Annotated in this window: 14 protein-coding genes; 1 reads left to right on the top strand and 13 read right to left on the bottom strand. The window is 69.9% G+C overall.

Going from position 1 to position 15,704, the window contains the following annotated elements; translation table 11 throughout:
• The first annotated feature begins 48 nt into the window (after window positions 1-48).
• Window positions 49-1,065 (top strand): sigma-70 family RNA polymerase sigma factor, encoded by a 1,017-nt coding sequence (locus tag QFZ67_RS14515; protein ID WP_307661518.1) that lies wholly within the window; start codon window positions 49-51, stop codon window positions 1,063-1,065.
• A 254-nt stretch (window positions 1,066-1,319) separates the two neighbouring features.
• On the opposite strand, the gene QFZ67_RS14520 is transcribed toward QFZ67_RS14515, so the two are convergent.
• The 13 genes from QFZ67_RS14520 to QFZ67_RS14580 form a co-directional block, all read right to left on the bottom strand.
• Window positions 1,320-1,613 (bottom strand): STAS domain-containing protein, encoded by a 294-nt coding sequence (locus QFZ67_RS14520; RefSeq protein WP_307661519.1) that lies wholly within the window; start codon window positions 1,611-1,613, stop codon window positions 1,320-1,322.
• Between the two features lie 154 nt (window positions 1,614-1,767).
• Window positions 1,768-3,045, bottom strand: a complete 1,278-nt coding sequence (locus QFZ67_RS14525) for a thymidine phosphorylase (RefSeq protein ID WP_307661520.1) — start codon at window positions 3,043-3,045, stop codon at window positions 1,768-1,770.
• A 105-nt stretch (window positions 3,046-3,150) separates the two neighbouring features.
• Window positions 3,151-3,552, bottom strand: a complete 402-nt coding sequence (locus QFZ67_RS14530) for a cytidine deaminase (RefSeq protein WP_307661521.1) — start codon at window positions 3,550-3,552, stop codon at window positions 3,151-3,153.
• A complete protein-coding gene (locus tag QFZ67_RS14535) occupies window positions 3,549-4,814 on the bottom strand; it encodes an ABC transporter permease (protein ID WP_307661522.1) in 1,266 nt (421 codons plus the stop codon). The genes QFZ67_RS14530 and QFZ67_RS14535 overlap by 4 nt, the downstream gene beginning before the upstream one ends.
• Complete coding sequence (locus tag QFZ67_RS14540) at window positions 4,811-4,942, bottom strand: hypothetical protein (protein WP_307661523.1); 132 nt, start codon at window positions 4,940-4,942, stop codon at window positions 4,811-4,813. The genes QFZ67_RS14535 and QFZ67_RS14540 overlap by 4 nt, the downstream gene beginning before the upstream one ends.
• On the bottom strand, window positions 4,939-6,042 hold the full coding sequence (locus QFZ67_RS14545) for an ABC transporter permease (RefSeq protein WP_307661524.1): 1,104 nt from the start codon (window positions 6,040-6,042) through the stop codon (window positions 4,939-4,941). Before QFZ67_RS14545 ends, QFZ67_RS14540 begins: the two co-directional genes overlap by 4 nt.
• Window positions 6,039-7,631 carry an ABC transporter ATP-binding protein gene (locus tag QFZ67_RS14550; RefSeq protein ID WP_307661525.1) on the bottom strand — a complete coding sequence of 531 codons (1,593 nt, stop codon included), beginning with the start codon at window positions 7,629-7,631 and terminating at the stop codon, window positions 6,039-6,041. The genes QFZ67_RS14545 and QFZ67_RS14550 overlap by 4 nt, the downstream gene beginning before the upstream one ends.
• Window positions 7,632-7,809: 178 nt before the next feature.
• On the bottom strand, window positions 7,810-8,856 hold the full coding sequence (locus tag QFZ67_RS14555) for a BMP family protein (RefSeq protein ID WP_307661526.1): 1,047 nt from the start codon (window positions 8,854-8,856) through the stop codon (window positions 7,810-7,812).
• 478 nt (window positions 8,857-9,334) lie between these two features.
• Window positions 9,335-10,603, bottom strand: a complete 1,269-nt coding sequence (locus tag QFZ67_RS14560) for an amidohydrolase (RefSeq protein ID WP_307661527.1) — start codon at window positions 10,601-10,603, stop codon at window positions 9,335-9,337.
• A 162-nt stretch (window positions 10,604-10,765) separates the two neighbouring features.
• Window positions 10,766-11,848: a hypothetical protein gene (locus QFZ67_RS14565; protein ID WP_307661528.1), complete on the bottom strand. Its 1,083-nt coding sequence runs from the start codon at window positions 11,846-11,848 to the stop codon at window positions 10,766-10,768.
• Window positions 11,849-11,953: 105 nt separating this feature from the next.
• Window positions 11,954-12,877, bottom strand: a complete 924-nt coding sequence (locus QFZ67_RS14570) for an N-acetylneuraminate synthase family protein (RefSeq protein ID WP_307661529.1) — start codon at window positions 12,875-12,877, stop codon at window positions 11,954-11,956.
• 13 nt (window positions 12,878-12,890) lie between these two features.
• A complete protein-coding gene (locus tag QFZ67_RS14575) occupies window positions 12,891-14,219 on the bottom strand; it encodes an acylneuraminate cytidylyltransferase (protein WP_307661530.1) in 1,329 nt (442 codons plus the stop codon).
• Window positions 14,220-14,269: 50 nt separating this feature from the next.
• Complete coding sequence (locus QFZ67_RS14580) at window positions 14,270-15,595, bottom strand: DUF6716 putative glycosyltransferase (protein WP_307661531.1); 1,326 nt, start codon at window positions 15,593-15,595, stop codon at window positions 14,270-14,272.
• Between the last annotated feature and the right edge of the window lie 109 nt (window positions 15,596-15,704).

The raw sequence follows: 15,704 nt of genomic DNA on the forward strand, positions 1-15,704 counted from the left end.
CCTGTAGGTTCCGAACGGCTGGTGCCAAGGGCGACAGGGGTGGACCCGATGAGTGATCTGGCAGCGACGCAGGACCTGGATTCCAGGCTGGAGCAGTACCGACGGGAGCTGACCGGCTACTGCTACCGCATGCTGGGCTCGGCCTTCGAGGCGGAGGACGCCGTCCAGGACACCATGGTGCGGGCCTGGCGGAACTTCGAGAAGTTCGAGGGGCGGTCGTCGCTGCGATCATGGCTCTACCGCATCGCGACGAACGTCTGTCTGGACATGCTCAACGCCGGCAACCGCCGGGCCCGCCCGATGGACCTCACGGCTGCCACGCCGGTGGCCCAGGCACAGCTCACCTCCCGCCCGGAGATCACCTGGCTGGAGCCGGTGCCGGACGGGCGGGTGCTGCCGTCTACCGCCGACCCGGCGGAGACGGCGGTGGAGCGGGAGACCATCCGGCTGGCGTTCGTCGCCGCGCTGCAGCATCTGCCGCCCAAACAGCGTGCGGTGCTGATCCTGCGCGAGGTGCTGGCCTGGAAGGCGAGCGAGGTGGCCGAGCTGCTCGGCAGCACGGCCGCCTCGGTCAACAGCGCGTTGCAGCGGGCGCGGGCGACGCTCGCCGAATCGGAGCCGGCCTCGACCGACTCGGCCGACCCGCTGGACGAGGAGCAGCAGAAGCTGCTGGAGCGCTATGTCGCGGCCTTCGAGGGCTACGACATGAAGGCGCTGACCGCGCTGCTCCACGAGGACGCGACGATGTCGATGCCGCCGTACGACCTGTGGCTGCGCGGCCATGACGACATCGTGGGCTGGATGCTCGGCGTCGGCGAGGTCTGCCGCGGCTCGAAGCTGGTGCCGACCGTGGCGAACGGCTCGCCGGCCTTCGCGCACTACCACCCGAGCCAGTCCGGCGACGGGTACGAGCCGTGGGCACTGATCGTGCTGGAGATCTCGGACGGCAGGGTCGGCGGGATGGACTTCTTCCTGGACACCAAGCGCTGGTTCCCGCTGTTCGACCTGCCGCCCCGGCTGGACAAGGAGGGCGCGCCCGAGAGCCAGGGCGTGTTTGAGAAGTAGCGCCGTCCGCCCGAAGGGCGGGCCCTGCGGCGTCTGGTGCGTGCAATCGCAAGGCGGTGGGGGCACCCCCGGACGAAGTCTGGGGGAGATCGCCCTCGTACGAAGGGGCACCTCCCAGGCGAAGCTCTGGGGGAGTACTTGGGCGACTCCGACAACATCGCGTGAGGGCACCGCCCAGCGGTAGCTGGGGGAGTGCGTGCCAAGCGTCGCAGGGCTGGGGGCACCTCCCAGGCGAAGCTCTGGGGGAGGGACTTCTAAAACACGCCCTTGGCGACCTCGCCCAGACCGACCAGGTCCAGCAGCGCCACCAGCTCGGGCCCGGCATCGCGCAGCCGGAACCGGCAGCCCAGCCGGCGGGCGGTGAGCTGGAGGCGGGCGACGGCGTTGACGGCGGCGAGGTTGGGATGGGTGAGCCCGCCGACGTCACAGATCGCCTCGGTGGCCCCGGCACCGGTGAGCCGCACGCTCAACTCCTCGCACAGGCACGGCACATCGGCCGGGGTCACTCTCCCCGCGATGCGCACGACGATCGGTTGTGTGGCGTCCACACGGAGCAGACTGCCCCTGCGGGCGGAACTCATCGCCGTACCCAGTCGGCGGCTCATGGCTCACGTCCCGTCCGGTCGCGGTGGCAGATATGTCCCTGCTCTGTGGACCGCGGGGCAGGCCAATTCTCATCGGCCTGCCCGTCGGGGGGCCGCGTCAGGCGATGCGGTCCAGCACGATCGGGTTCTGGGTGAACTCCGTGTCCGACGAGGCGATGTCGAACGCGCCCTCCAGGGACTTCAGGGCGTACTCGAACTTCTCCGGGGTGTCCGTGTGCAGGGTCAGCAGGCGCTGGCCCGCGGTCACCGGCTCGCCGGGCTTGGCGTGGAGTTCGAGGCCCGCGCCGGCCTGGACCGGGTCCTCCTTGCGGGCGCGGCCCGCGCCGAGGCGCCAGGCCGCAACGCCGATGTCGTACGCGTCGAGGCGGGTGAGGACACCCGACGACGGGGCGGTGATCACGTGCTGCTCCCGGGCGACCGGGAGCTCGGCGTCCGGGTCCCCGCCCTGCGCGGCGATCATGCGGCGCCAGACGTCCATGGCGGAGCCGTCGGCGAGTGCCTTCGCGGGATCGGCGTCCTTGATGCCCGCCGCGGCGAGCATCTCCTGGGCGAGGGCCACGGTGAGGTCGATGACGTCCTGGGGGCCGCCGCCCGCCAGGACCTCGACGGACTCGCGGACCTCGAGCGCGTTGCCCGCGGTCAGGCCGAGCGGGGTGGACATGTCGGTGAGCAGCGCGACGGTCTTCACACCGCTGTCGGTGCCCAACGCGACCATGGTGGAGGCCAGTTCGCGGGCGTCCTCGATGGTCTTCATGAACGCGCCGGTGCCGACCTTGACGTCCAGGACCAGCGAGCCGGTGCCCTCGGCGATCTTCTTGGACATGATCGACGAGGCGATGAGCGGGATCGCCTCGACGGTGCCGGTGACATCGCGCAGCGCGTACAGCTTCTTGTCCGCCGGGGCGAGTCCGTCGCCTGCCGCGCAGATCACCGCGCCGGTGGAGTCCAGGACGTGCAGCATCTCCTCGTTGGACAGCAGCGCGCGCCAGCCGGGGATGGACTCCAGCTTGTCGAGGGTGCCGCCGGTGTGTCCGAGGCCGCGTCCGGACAGCTGCGGTACGGCGGCGCCGCACGCGGCCACCAGGGGCGCGAGCGGCAGCGTGATCTTGTCGCCGACGCCACCCGTGGAGTGCTTGTCGGCGGTGGGGCGGGACAGCGCGTCGAAGTTCATGCGCTCACCGGAGGTGATCATCGCGGCAGTCCAGCGGGCGATCTCCGTACGGTTCATGCCGTTCAGCAGGATCGCCATCGCCAGCGCCGACATCTGCTCGTCGGCGACCTCGCCGCGGGTGTACGCGTCGATGACCCAGTCGATCTGCTCGGGGCTCAGCTCGCCCCGGTCCCGCTTGGTGCGGATGACGGAGATGGCGTCCATGGGAGTCCTCCAGTGTGCGCTGTACGCGCAATGTGCGCTCTACGCGCCTCTGCACGCATAGAGAGTAGGGAAAACGGCCGCCCGCCGGAGCGGGAGGCCGAGGGGCTAGCGCAGATGCCCGGGCCCGAAGGCCTGCGGCAGCATCTCGAAGAGCGGGAGCACCCCTTCCGGGGTCTCCAGCAGCAGCTCGGGGCCGCCGAATTCGAACAGCAGCTGCCGGCACCTGCCGCACGGCACCAGAATCTCGCCCCGGCCGTCCACGCAGGTGAAGTGGGTCAGCCGGCCGCCGCCGGTGGCCTGGAGCGTGGAGACCAGACCGCACTCCGCGCACAGGCTCAGGCCGTACGAGGCGTTCTCGACGTTGCAGCCGACGACCGTACGGCCGTCGTCGACGAGCGCGGCCACGCCGACCGGGAAGCCCGAGTAGGGGGCGTACGCATGCGACATGGCCTCGCGCGCCCGCTCGCGCAGAGCGTCCCAGTCGACTTCCCGGGCGGCGGTGGTCACTTGCCCTCGCCCTTGCGGTACGGCATGCCGTCGGCCTTGGGCGGCCGCAGGCGTTGCGCGGACAGCGCCAGGACCAGCAGCGTGGTGACGTACGGCGCGGCGTCCACGAACTGGCTCGGCAGCGCGTCGGTCAGCGAGTACCAGGTGAACAGCAGAGCGGACACGGCCGCGGCGATCACGGCCTGCAGGTACTTCTTCTTGTACAGCTGCCAGACCACGACCACCACCAGCAGGATCGCCAGCAGAAGCAGCATCGCGTGGACGTTCTGGGCGCCGCCGCGCAGCTTGAGGCCGTCGGTGAAGCCGAAGAGTCCGGCGCCCAGCGCCATGCCGCCCGGCATCCAGTTGCCGAAGATCATCGCGGCGAGACCGATGTAGCCGCGGCCGCCGGTCTGGCCCTCCTGATAGATGCCGGTGGACACGATGGCGAGGAAGGCGCCGCCGAGACCGGCCAGGCCGCCGGAGACGACGACGGCGATGTACTTGTACTTGTAGACGTTGACGCCGAGGGACTCGGCGGCGACCGGGTTCTCACCGCAGGAACGCAGCCGCAGGCCGAAGGACGTACGCCACAGCACCCACCAGGTGCCCGGGATCAGCAGGATCGCCAGGACCGTCAGCAGCGACAGGTTGGTCACCAGACCACCGAGGACACCGGCCAGGTCGGAGATGAAGAACCAGTGCCTGGCCTGGACGTCCGCCAGCCAGTCCGAGAGTCCCGGGATGGTGATTTCCGTGATCTGGTCGATTCGCGGGGACTGCTTGGACGAGCCTCCCTCGGCATTGGCGAAGGTGAAGTTCGACAGATAGCGGGTGACGCCCACGGCCAGGATGTTGATGGCCACACCGGAGACGATGTGGTTGACGTTGAACGTCACCGTGATGATCGCGTGCAGCAGGCCACCGAGCGCGCCGCCGACGATGCCCATCAGGACACCGGTCCACGGACCCCACTGGTAGCCCGCCCAGGCACCGAACCAGGTGCCGAGGATCATCATGCCCTCGAGGCCGATGTTGATCACGCCGGCCCGCTCGGCCCACAGACCGCCGAGTCCCGCGAGACCGATCGGCACAGCCAGCTGGAGGGCGCCGGCGACCTGGCCGACGGAGGTGAGGTCGTTCGCGCCGCTGATCACACGCACCAGCGAGAACAGCGCGAGGCCGGCCGCGATGATCAGCATGATGACCGGCAGGGACAGCTTGCGGCGTCCGCCGCCCTTCTTGGGCGCGGTGCTCGCCATAGAGACGGTGCTCGTACTCATGCGGCCTCCCTCCTTTCCTTCTCCCCCAGAGCTGACGCCTGGGTGGTGCCCCCATCTCCGCCCGCTCGGCGCAGCGGTGCGGCCTTCGTCTCCGTCTGCGGCCCGGCGGCCTCGCGTGCGTCGCTCACAGAACGACCTCCTTGTTCTTGGCCTGCGCGGCAAGCTCCTCGCCGACCTTCTGCTGCTGACGGCGGAGCCCGTACTGGCGGACGAGTTCGTAGGACACGACGACCGAGATCACGATCAGGCCCTGCATGATCGTGGCGATCTCCTTCTCGTAGCCGTGCTGGTCCAGCGAGGCCGACGTCTTCTCCAGGAAGGCGATGAGCAGAGCGGCGAAGAAGATGCCGACCGGGTTGTTACGGCCGAGCAGCGCGATGGTGATGCCGGTGAAGCCGACACCGACCGGGAAGCTCAGGCTGTACGTGTGGGTCTGGCCCAGCAGCAGCGGCAGACCGGACAGACCCGCGACCGCGCCGGAGATCAGCATGGCGGTGAGGACCATCTTCTTGGCGTCGACGCCGCTCGCCTGGGCGGCGGACTCGCTGGCGCCGGTGGCGCGCAGGTCGAAGCCGAAGCGGGTGCGGTTGAGCACGAACCAGTAGACGATGCCGAGCGCGAAGGCGACGAAGGTGAAGCCGTAGATGACTCCGCCGTCGACGTCCACGCCCGGGAACCATCCGGACTCGGAGATCTCACCGGTCGTCAGGTCGTTGGAACCCTCCGGCTGCACACCGAGGTTGGCCGGCAGGATCATCCACGCGATCAGGCTGGTGGCGATCGCATTGAGCATGATCGTGGAGACGACCTCGCTGACCCCGCGGGTGGTCTTCAGGATGCCCGCGATTCCGGCCCAGAAGGCGCCGACGAACATGGCGACAAGCACGATGAGCAGGATGTGGAGCGGTCCTGGCAGCTCCACGGAGGCGCCGACGACCGCCGCGAGCATCGCCGCGAGGCGGTACTGGCCGTCCACACCGATGTTGAACAGGTTCATCCGGAAGCCGATGGCGACGGCCAGGGCGGCGAGGTAGTACGTACCCGCCTGATTAAGGATCAGCACCTGAACGTCGGTGTACTCGGCGTTCGCCCACATCAGCTGGTACGGCTCGACCGGATTCCGGTCCGAGACGAGCAGCACCACCGAGGTGAGCGCGAAGGCCACGACCAGGGCGAGCGCCGGGCCGGCGAGACCCAGGATCAGCCGGTCTTTGTCGAACTTCTTCATCGGCCCTCACCGTTCTCGTCGTGCTCAAGGTGGCCGGTGGCGGCGCCGGTCATGGCCGAGCCCAGCTCCTCCGGGGTGATCGCGGCGGGGTCGGCGTCCGCGACCAGCCGGCCGCGGTACATCACCCGCAGGGTGTCGGAGAGCCCGATGAGCTCGTCCAGGTCGGCGGAGATCAGCAGCACCGCGAGGCCCTCACGGCGCGCCTCACGGATCTGGTCCCAGATCGCCGCCTGAGCGCCAACGTCCACACCACGGGTGGGGTGGGCGGCGATCAGCAGCTTCGGCGTGTGGCTCATCTCGCGGCCGACGATCAGCTTCTGCTGGTTGCCGCCGGACAGGGATGCCGCGGTGACCTCGATACCGGGGGTGCGGACGTCGTACTCGCGGACGATCCGCTCGGTGTCGGCGCGGGCGCCCTTGAGGTCGAGCAGGCCCTTCTTGCTGTTGGGGCGCTCGGTGACATGGCCGAGGATGCGGTTCTCCCAGAGCGGGGACTCCAGCAGCAGACCGTGGCGGTGGCGGTCCTCCGGGATGTAGCCGATGCCGTCCTCGCGGCGCCTGCGGGTCGGCGCGTGCGAGATGTCGGTGTCGTCAAGGGTGATCACACCGCCGTCGGGGTCGCGCATGCCCATCAGGGCCTCGATGAGCTCGGTCTGGCCGTTGCCCTCGACACCGGCGATGCCCATGACCTCACCCTTGTGAATGGTGAAGGTGATCCCGGCGAGCACTTCGCGGATGACGCCGTCGGGGTCTGTCACGGTCAGCCTGAGGTCCGAGACCCGCAGCATCGGCACATCCGTCACCGTCGACTCACGGGTCTCCGGCGAGGGCAGTTCGCTGCCGACCATCAGCTCGGCGAGCTGCTTGGTGGTGGTGGTGCGGGGGTCGGCGGTGCCGACCGTCGTGCCGCGGCGGATCACCGTGATCTCGTCGGCGACCGACAGGACCTCGCCCAGTTTGTGCGAGATGAAGATGACGGTCAGGCCCTCGGCCTTGAGCTCGCGCAGATTGTCGAAGAGCGCGTCGACCTCCTGCGGGACGAGCACGGCGGTCGGCTCGTCGAGGATGAGGATGCGGGCGCCGCGGTAGAGGACCTTGAGGATCTCCACCCGCTGGCGGTCGGCGACGCCGAGCTGCTCGACCAGGACGTCAGGGCGGATGTTCAGCCCGTACGCGTCCGAGATCTCCTTGATCTTCTTACGGGCCCGGGCGCCGATGCCGTACAGCTTCTCGCCGCCGAGAACCACGTTCTCCAGCACGGTGAGGTTGTCGGCCAGCATGAAGTGCTGGTGGACCATGCCGATGCCGCGCGCGATGGCGTCGGCCGGGCTGGAGAAGGTGACCTGGTCGCCCTCGATGGTGATGGTGCCCTCGTCCGGCTTCTGCATGCCGTAGAGGATCTTCATAAGGGTCGACTTGCCGGCACCGTTCTCACCGACGAGGGCATGGACGGTGCCCTTGCCGACGGTGATGTCGATGTCGTGGTTGGCGACGACGCCGGGGAAGCGCTTGGTGATGCCGCGCAGTTCTACGGCGGCAGGAGGGCTGGACGCGTTGATGACGCACTCTCCTTGGCGGGAAAGGAGCATGGGGGCAGGCGGACGGGCTGGAGGCAGGGGGCGGGGCGAAGTTACCGCGTCAGAGAGCTATCTACGCGCGTAGCACCGGCGAATACGGAAAACCCGTGGCAGGAAACCGGCCCGGGGTCCGGAGGGCGGCTGTTCGCCGCCCTCCGGACCCGCGGACCTTCGGTTCCGGGCCGCGCGGTTACGGAGCGGTCTTGACCTTGATCTTGCCGGCGATGATGTCGGCCTTGGCCTTGTCGACCGCGGCGGTCACGTCGGTCAGCTTGGTGTAGGCCGGGTTGGAGGCGGCCAGGCCCACGCCGTCCTTGGCGAGGCCGTAACGGACCTCACCGGACTGCGGCTTGCCGTCCTTGACCGACTTGATCAGGTTGAAGACGGAGTCCGAGACGTCCTTGGTCACCGAGGTGAGGATGGACTCCTTGTAGGGCGCCAGACCCTTCTGGTTGTACTGGTCCGAGTCGACGCCGATGGCCCACTTCTTGGCCTTGGCCGCGGCCTCGATCGAGCCCGAGCCGGCGAGACCGGCGGCGGCGTAGATCACGTCGGCGCCCGCGTCGAGCTGGCCCTGCGCGGCGGCCTTGCCCAGGTCGGGCTTGGAGAAGCCACCGAAGTCCGGCGGCTGGGTCAGGTACTGGACCTTGACGTTGACGCTCTTGTTGGTGTCCTTGACGCCCTGGACGAAGCCCGCCTCGAACTTCTTGATCAGCGGGGTCTCGACACCGCCGATGAAGCCGACGGCGTTGGACTTCGTCACCTTGGCGGCGGCGACACCGGCCAGGTAGGAGCCCTGCTCCTCGTTGAAGACCAGGTTGGCGATGTTCTTGCCGGTCTTCGAGGTGTCGTCGATGAGACCGAAGGTGGTCTTCGGGAACTTCGGCGCGACCTCCGCGATGGCCGGAGCGTAGGCGAAGCCGACGCCGATCACAGGGTTGTTGCCGGCCCGGGCCAGCTCGGTGAGGCGCTGGACCTTGTCCGGGTCGCCCTCACCCTCGCTGGGCTCGGCTTCGGTGCCCTTGATGCCGAGGTCCTTCTCGGCCTTCTCAAGACCGGCGTAGGCGGCGTCATTGAAGGACTGGTCGCCACGGCCGCCGATGTCGTAGGCGATGGCGGCGGTGCCGCCCTTGTCCGAGCCAGCCTCGGAAGACGATTTGCCGCCACACGCGGTGGCGGACAGTGCGAGAGCCGCGGAGGCGATGCCCACGGTGGCGATCCTGGTGATCCGGCGCACGGAAAGGCTCCTTAGACCTGGCCGAAAGCGCCACTTCCGGCGCTGCGTTCGCGGCGATCGTAACGCGCGTAGATGTCAGTTAAAGACCCGTTCATCAGTCGTTATCGGATCGACGCGTGGCGGACTTCGCGGTTACGCATGGCCGACATTCTTCCATAGAGCTCACACACTTCGCATGATCCATATTCCGGACACGTTTCGCTACGTGAAGCACATCGCACGGTCACCGGCAGTGACCCACCTCGAGCCGGGGAGGTCTCGCCTTCGCGACAACCGGCACGGCGAATGATCGGAATTCTCTATTCCGGAGAGGGGCTCCCGCAAAAGGGTCAGCAAGTGGTAACCCACAGAACTTCGACTTTCCCCAGCCGGAATCGGGGACGGTCCGCTGTGTCGCACTGCGCTGCCCCGGCCGCTTCCGCCGCCGGCAAAACGGAAGGCACCCGCGGAATCGCGGGTGCCTTCCGTCCTTTTCGGCTCAGGCAGGGAGCCCGTCGATCAGGGCCGCGGCCGTGAACAGCTCGACACCGACCTCGATCGCGCGCTCGTCGGCGTCGAAGTCGCCGCGGTGCAGATCGCGCCGGGTCGTGTCACCCGGTGTACGCACGCCCAGTCGCGCCATCGCGCCGGGCACATGCTCCAGATACCAGGAGAAGTCCTCGCCGCCCAGGCTCTGCTCGGTGTCCTCGATTGCGTACGATCCCCGGCGCGCGGTCTGCGCGTCGCGCAGCAGCTCGGTCACCACCGGGTCGTTGACCACCGGCGGGACCCCGCGGATGTAGTTGACCTGCGACTTGGCCCGGTGCAGCGTGGCGATCTCGTCGATGGCCGCGTGCACCAGGTCGGGGGCCGCGCGCCAGCCCGGCAGGTCGAGGCAGCGAACAGTTCCGGACAGCTCGGCGTGCTGCGGGATAACATTGCAGGCGTGGCCCGCCTCGATACGGCCCCAGGTGATGGCGAGACCGGAGCGCGCGTCGACGCGGCGGGCGAGCAGGGCCGGGACCTCGGTGACAACGTTCGCCGCCGCGGTGACCAGGTCGGTGGTCAGATGCGGGCGGGCCGTGTGGCCGCCGGGGCCGTCGAGGGTGACCTCCAGCCGGTCGCAGGCGGAGGTGATGGGTCCGGACCGCAGCCCGATGACGCCCGCGTCGACCCTGGGGTCGCAGTGCACCCCGATGATCTTGCCGACGCCCTCCAGCACACCGGACTCGATGGCGTCGGCCGCGCCGCCCGGCAGCACTTCCTCGGCGGGCTGGAAGATCAGCCGGACCGGCTGCGGGAGCAGGCCCTGCCGGTCGAGCTCGGCGAGGACGAGCCCGGCGCCGAGGACCGTGGTGGTGTGCACATCGTGCCCGCACGCGTGAGCGCGGTCGGGGACGGTGGAGCGGTAGGGCACCCCGGTCTTGGTGTCGGGGATGGGCAGCGCGTCGATGTCGGCGCGGATTGCGAACAGCGGACGTACCCCGCCCGCCCGTCGCCCCCCACCACCCATGCTTGAGCTTCGCGCCCCTTTTTCTGTCCCGATGTCACAGACGAGTCCGGTGCCGATGGCGAGCACCCGCGGCGAGAGGCCGGCCTGCTCCAGGCGGGCCTTGAGCGCGGCGGTGGTACGGAACTCCTGGTTGCCGAGCTCCGGGTGCATGTGCAGGTCGCGGCGGAAGGCAATCAGCTCGGCGCGCAGCGATTCGGACAGCGTGCCGGGCAGTGCGGCTTCCCCGCGCAGTTCGGCGTCTGACTCGGGGGACATGAGTTGGTTCACCTGTTGAAGAGTAAGCCCAGGTGGGGTCCAACTGGCCACTGATCAACAAAAGTTCAGCCCGATAGGGGAAGGAAAGATGGCCCCGAGGTGCATGGTTGTCCATCCATGTGGGTAAACTCACTCCTTCTTCCCGCCCGGCCGATCAGGCCTTCAGGCGGGCGCGGGCAGCCGCTGCACATCCTGGGCCGTCCCCGTGACCCCCGCCAGGAACCCCTGGGCCCGTGGGGAGGCGCTGTCCCTGAGCCATTCGGGGGCTATGTCGCAGACCGCGACCCTGATTCCGGTGCCCATCAGGGCGAGCGGCAGGGTGTGCACCACGGTCGAGGGGAAGCTGAGGACCGTGGCGCCTATCGGGCCGCGACGGGCGATCAGCTCCAGCGGCAGGTCCGGGCGGACGATCTCCAGGCCCGTCTCGACCGCGAGGCGGTGGAGCTTTTCCGAGCTCTCGCGGCGGTGCGCGAAGTAGCGGGTGGCTCCGTGCGTACGGGCCAGGGCGGCGACCGCCTCCACATACTGGTCCGGGTCGACCACCCCCGTCTCCACCAGCGACGTCCCGACCAGGTCCGCGCCCCGGGTGATCTTGGGCGGGCCGAACCGGGAGCGGGTCCAGCCGAACCGGTTCGGCGTGACCGTGATCCCCTGCGGCGGCTCGACCGGCATCGAGGTGAAGACCTCGACATCGCGGCTGCGCGACGGGGTGAGCCGGCGGCGGGCCAGAAAGGTGACCGGCGCGAGGACCAGCTCGCGAGGCCCCCGCCTGCCGCGCCGGTGCCAGCGCACCAGCTTCTCGCCGCGCGCGAGCTGTGCCACGAATTCCATCGTGGCGGTGCCGTCGTCGACCACGGTCAGATCCTTGCTGCCGACTAGGGTCAGCAGCAGCTGTACGTAGCGGGAGAACGGGTCCCCGATGACGATGCGCTCGGCGCGATGCAGCAGCGGGGCCAGCTCGCGCACCGTCTTCAGCGGCGCGCCCGCCCGGCCGCGCGCCTCCTGCCAGCGCACCGTGTACCCCTCGTCGCGGGCCAGCTCCGCCATCCGGCGCAGCTGGCCCCGCGACATGGGGTCGGTGGGCGACAGAACGACCACCGTGAGGTCGGCGACGCCGGTCCGTGCCGTGCCCGCCGGGCCTGCCGGCTGGGTCGGGACACCGGTCAGCGGCGCACCGTGCTGTGCGTGGGCCCACTCCAGGACGTTCAGGAGCTGGACCGGACTCTCGACAAAGGCGAGGTTCACCGATTTTCACCTCGTGGTGCCGGGTCGGCCAGCCCGCTGGCCTGCTTGTGGGACGGGGGTCCGGGGGCCCGGCCCCCGGGGAGGCACAGCACGGCGCCAGGCCTGTCAGACCTGGGCCGGCTCGCGGTCGCCGCCCTCGGCGACGACGCCCGCGACGCGGCGCAGCTTCTTCATCGGGGCGAGCTCGGACTCGTAGACCTTCTTGACGCCGTCGCCGAGCGCGGTCTCGATGGTGCGGATGTCGCGGACCAGGCGCTGCAGGCCGCCCGGCTCGACGGAGGCGGCCTGGTCGGAGCCCCACATGGCACGGTCGAGGGTGATGTGGCGCTCGACGAAGGCGGCGCCGAGGGCGACCGCGGCGAGGGTGGTCTGAAGGCCGGTCTCGTGGCCGCTGTAGCCGATCGGGACGTTCGGGTACTCGCCCTGGAGGGTGTTGATGACGCGGAGGTTGAGCTCCTCCGCCTTCGCCGGGTACGTCGACGTGGCGTGGCAGAGCAGGATGTTGTCGCTGCCGAGCACCTCGACCGCGTGCCGGATCTGCCTCGGCGTGGACATGCCGGTGGAGAGGATGACGGTCTTGCCGGTGGCGCGCAGGGCGCGCAGCAGCTCGTCGTCGGTGAGCGACGCGGAGGCCACCTTGTGGGCGGGGACGTCGAACTTCTCCAGGAAGGCGACGGCTTCGGTGTCCCACGGGGACGCGAACCAGTCGATGCCGCGCTTCTTGCAGTGCGCGTCGATCTGGCGGTACTCGTCCTCACCGAACTCCACACGGTGGCGGTAGTCGATGTACGTCATCCGGCCCCAGGGGGTGTCGCGCTCGATGTCCCACTGGTCGCGCGGGGTGCAGATCTCCGGGGTGCGCTTTTGGAACTTGACCGCGTCACAGCCGGCGTCGGCGGCGGCATCGATGAGCGCAAAGGCGTTGTTCAGGTCGCCGTTGTGGTTGATGCCGATCTCACCCGTGACGTAGACGGGGTGACCGGGGCCCGCGGTCTTGGTGCCGAGGGTGCGCAGACGAGACGTGCTCATGAGGGGTCGTTCCTTACTTCTCGGGGGAGTTGTGGGAGGTGGCAGGGGTATCGGGGGTGTTCTCAGGGGTGTTGGTGGTGCTCGCAGGGGTGTTGAGAGTCGGGCCGAGGAGCCAGGAGGCGATTTCGCGGATCGCCCCCTCGCCGCCGCGCGTGGCAGTGACGGCACGCGCTGCGGCACGTACGGAGCCGTGCGCACTCGCGACGGCCACGGGCCAGCCGACGAGGTTGAAGCACGGAAGGTCGTTGACGTCGTTACCGACGTAGAGCACCCGGTCCGGCGCGATCCCGCGCTCCTCGCACCACTGCTTCAGCGCGAGGTCCTTGCGGTCGATGCCGTGCAGGACGGGGATCTGGAGCTTGCGGCCGCGGGCGGCGACGACCGGGTTCTGCTCGGTGGACAGGATGAGCAGTTCCAGGCCGGACTTGCGCAGATGCGCGATGCCGAGGCCGTCGCCGCGGTGCACGGCGACGGTTTCGTGCCCGTCCGCGTCGATGTAGACGCGGTCGTCGGTCTGGGTGCCGTCGAAGTCCAGGACGACGGCGTCGACGGCGTCGCGCGTGGGCAGCGCGGAGGTGTCGAGCAGCGGGGCGAGCGCGCGGGCCCGGGCGAGGTCGTGCGGGTCGTCGACCTCGAGGACGCGCGCGGGGTCGGTTCGCACCAGCGCGGTGCGGCCGAAGAAGCGGTGCCCGGCCTCGCGGAAACCGGTGGCGGACATCGCGTACGCGGCTCCCGTCTCCAGGAAGTCCTGCGGCCGGTCCTGGCGGCGCGGCCGGAAGGACTCGTCGTGGTTGACGCCGTGTCCGGAGGCCGGGGCGGCCTCGAGGAGCACGGCCGTGGAGCCGCCGACGCGCTGGGCGCCGATGGCCGCCGTGGCGGGCTGCTCGGCGCCGGAGTCGGAGCCCTGCTCGCGCCAGACGAAGCCGTGGAAGGGGGCCACGGTGACCGCGCTGTCCGCGCCGTCCTCGATGACCGCGGCGGCGACGCCCTCGACGTCGGCGCGCGTCAGGAAGGGGCTGGTGCACTGGACGAGCAGGACCACGTCCACGGGCGCGCCGTGCATCGCCTCGTGCGCGTCCATCGCGTGCAGCACCGCCGCCTCGCTGGTGGCGGTGTCCCCGGCGATCGCGGCCGGCCGCAGCACAACTTCGGCGCCCGCGCCGCGCGCCGCCGACGCGATGTCCGGGTCGTCCGTGGAGACCACGACATCGGTGACCAGGCGGGCGGCGAGGCTCTCGCGGACGGCGCGTGCGACGAGCGGCACGCCGCCGACCGGGGCCAGGTTCTTTGCCGGTACGCCCTTGGAGCCGCCACGGGCGGGAATCACGGCGAGAACGGTCATCTGTGCTCCTGAGTACGGGAGTTGAGGGGAGGCGCCCGGGGCGACGGGGGTCACAGCTCGCCCATCCGGCGGATGATGGGGGCGACGCGCTGCACGCCGTGGCGGTACGCGCCGCGCGCCGCGTTCCGTACGGCGTCGCGCACCACGCGCCGTATGCCGGTGGCCTCTGTCTTCGGGGCCGCGCCAGGCCGCGGGGTGCCGTCGGGGGCCAGGTGGTGGCGGGCGAGGATGCCGGGCAGATAGCCGGGCGCGGTGGCGGGCGTGTAGTACGGCGCGATCGGAGGGAGCTCGGGCTGCTCGAGCAGCTCGGCAACGCGCTTGCGGGCGGCGTCGAAGGCCGTTTCGTACGTACCGTCCGCGGCGACGCCCTGCCGCGCCAGCCAGTCCGGGTCGGGGACGGGCCGGTAGCCGCCGTCCAGGCTGTCCCAGGAGGTCAGCAGCCCGGAGCCGATGAAGTGGTGGTTGCCGAGCGCCTCGCGCACACCCAGGTCGCTGAGGACCGCGGTGGGGATGCGCCGGTGCAGGGATTCCAGGGCGGCCGTCGAGGAGACCGTCACCAGCAGGTCGGTGCGGTCGAGGACCTCGCCCATGTGCCCGTAGACCAGCTTGAAGTTCGGCGGCAGTCCGCCGGGCAGCTTGTCGGCGAGCTTCTGGTACGGCAGCTCTTCGAGGTGCGTGGTGTGCTCGCCGGGCTTGGAGCGCAGCTTCAGCAGCACCTCGCGGTGCGGATGGAGCCTGGCGTGCTCGACCAGGCGCCGCAGCAGATAGGTGCGGTGGGCGCGGGACTCGGGCACGGAGGGCTGAGCGGCGAAGACGACGGTGTCGCGGTCGTCCGCGGCCTCGTAGGGCGCGCCGCCGAGGAACGGCAGCGCGGCCTCGGTGACGGACGAGGCGTCGGCGCCCACGCCCTCGTACACCGCGCGGAACCGCTCCGCGTCGTGCCGTGAGTTGGCGAGGACGACGTCCGCGCCGTGCCGCAGCAGCAGGCCGTCGGCGAGCTTCTCGTATACGACGCCGACATAGCCGGTGACGACGACGGGTCTGCGGGGCAGCGCCAGCGCGGCGAGCCCGTGCAGCATGGCCTGGACCGCGCCGCCGACGAGGGAGAGCACGATCACGTCGTACGGCTCGTCCTTCATCGCCCGCAGGAACTCGTTCCCGGTCACCTCGCGCAGCTCGTCGGCACGCACTCCGACTTCGGCGAGCTGACGGGCCGTGGGAGTGGCCCGGCCGCGCAGCAGAAAGCCGCTCAGCTCGATGGAGTCCGGGGCGTCGGAGGGGGCGATACGACGCGCGGTGAGCGCGCCCCATTTCCACCGGGTGTCGGAGTCGGCGAGTACGGCGACCCGTACGGCCTCGCTTGTACTTGATGGCACGCCGAGGACGTTAGAAAGGCATTCCGTTTGACGGCCCAACTCGACCACAACAGCTGGTTAACAGCGCGTCTACGGTTGGCGAAAAGGCCCATGAATCAAGCTGGTTAAC

The organism is Streptomyces sp. V1I1 (assembly GCF_030817355.1).
In the GTDB taxonomy this organism is placed as follows: Bacteria; Actinomycetota; Actinomycetes; order Streptomycetales; family Streptomycetaceae; genus Streptomyces.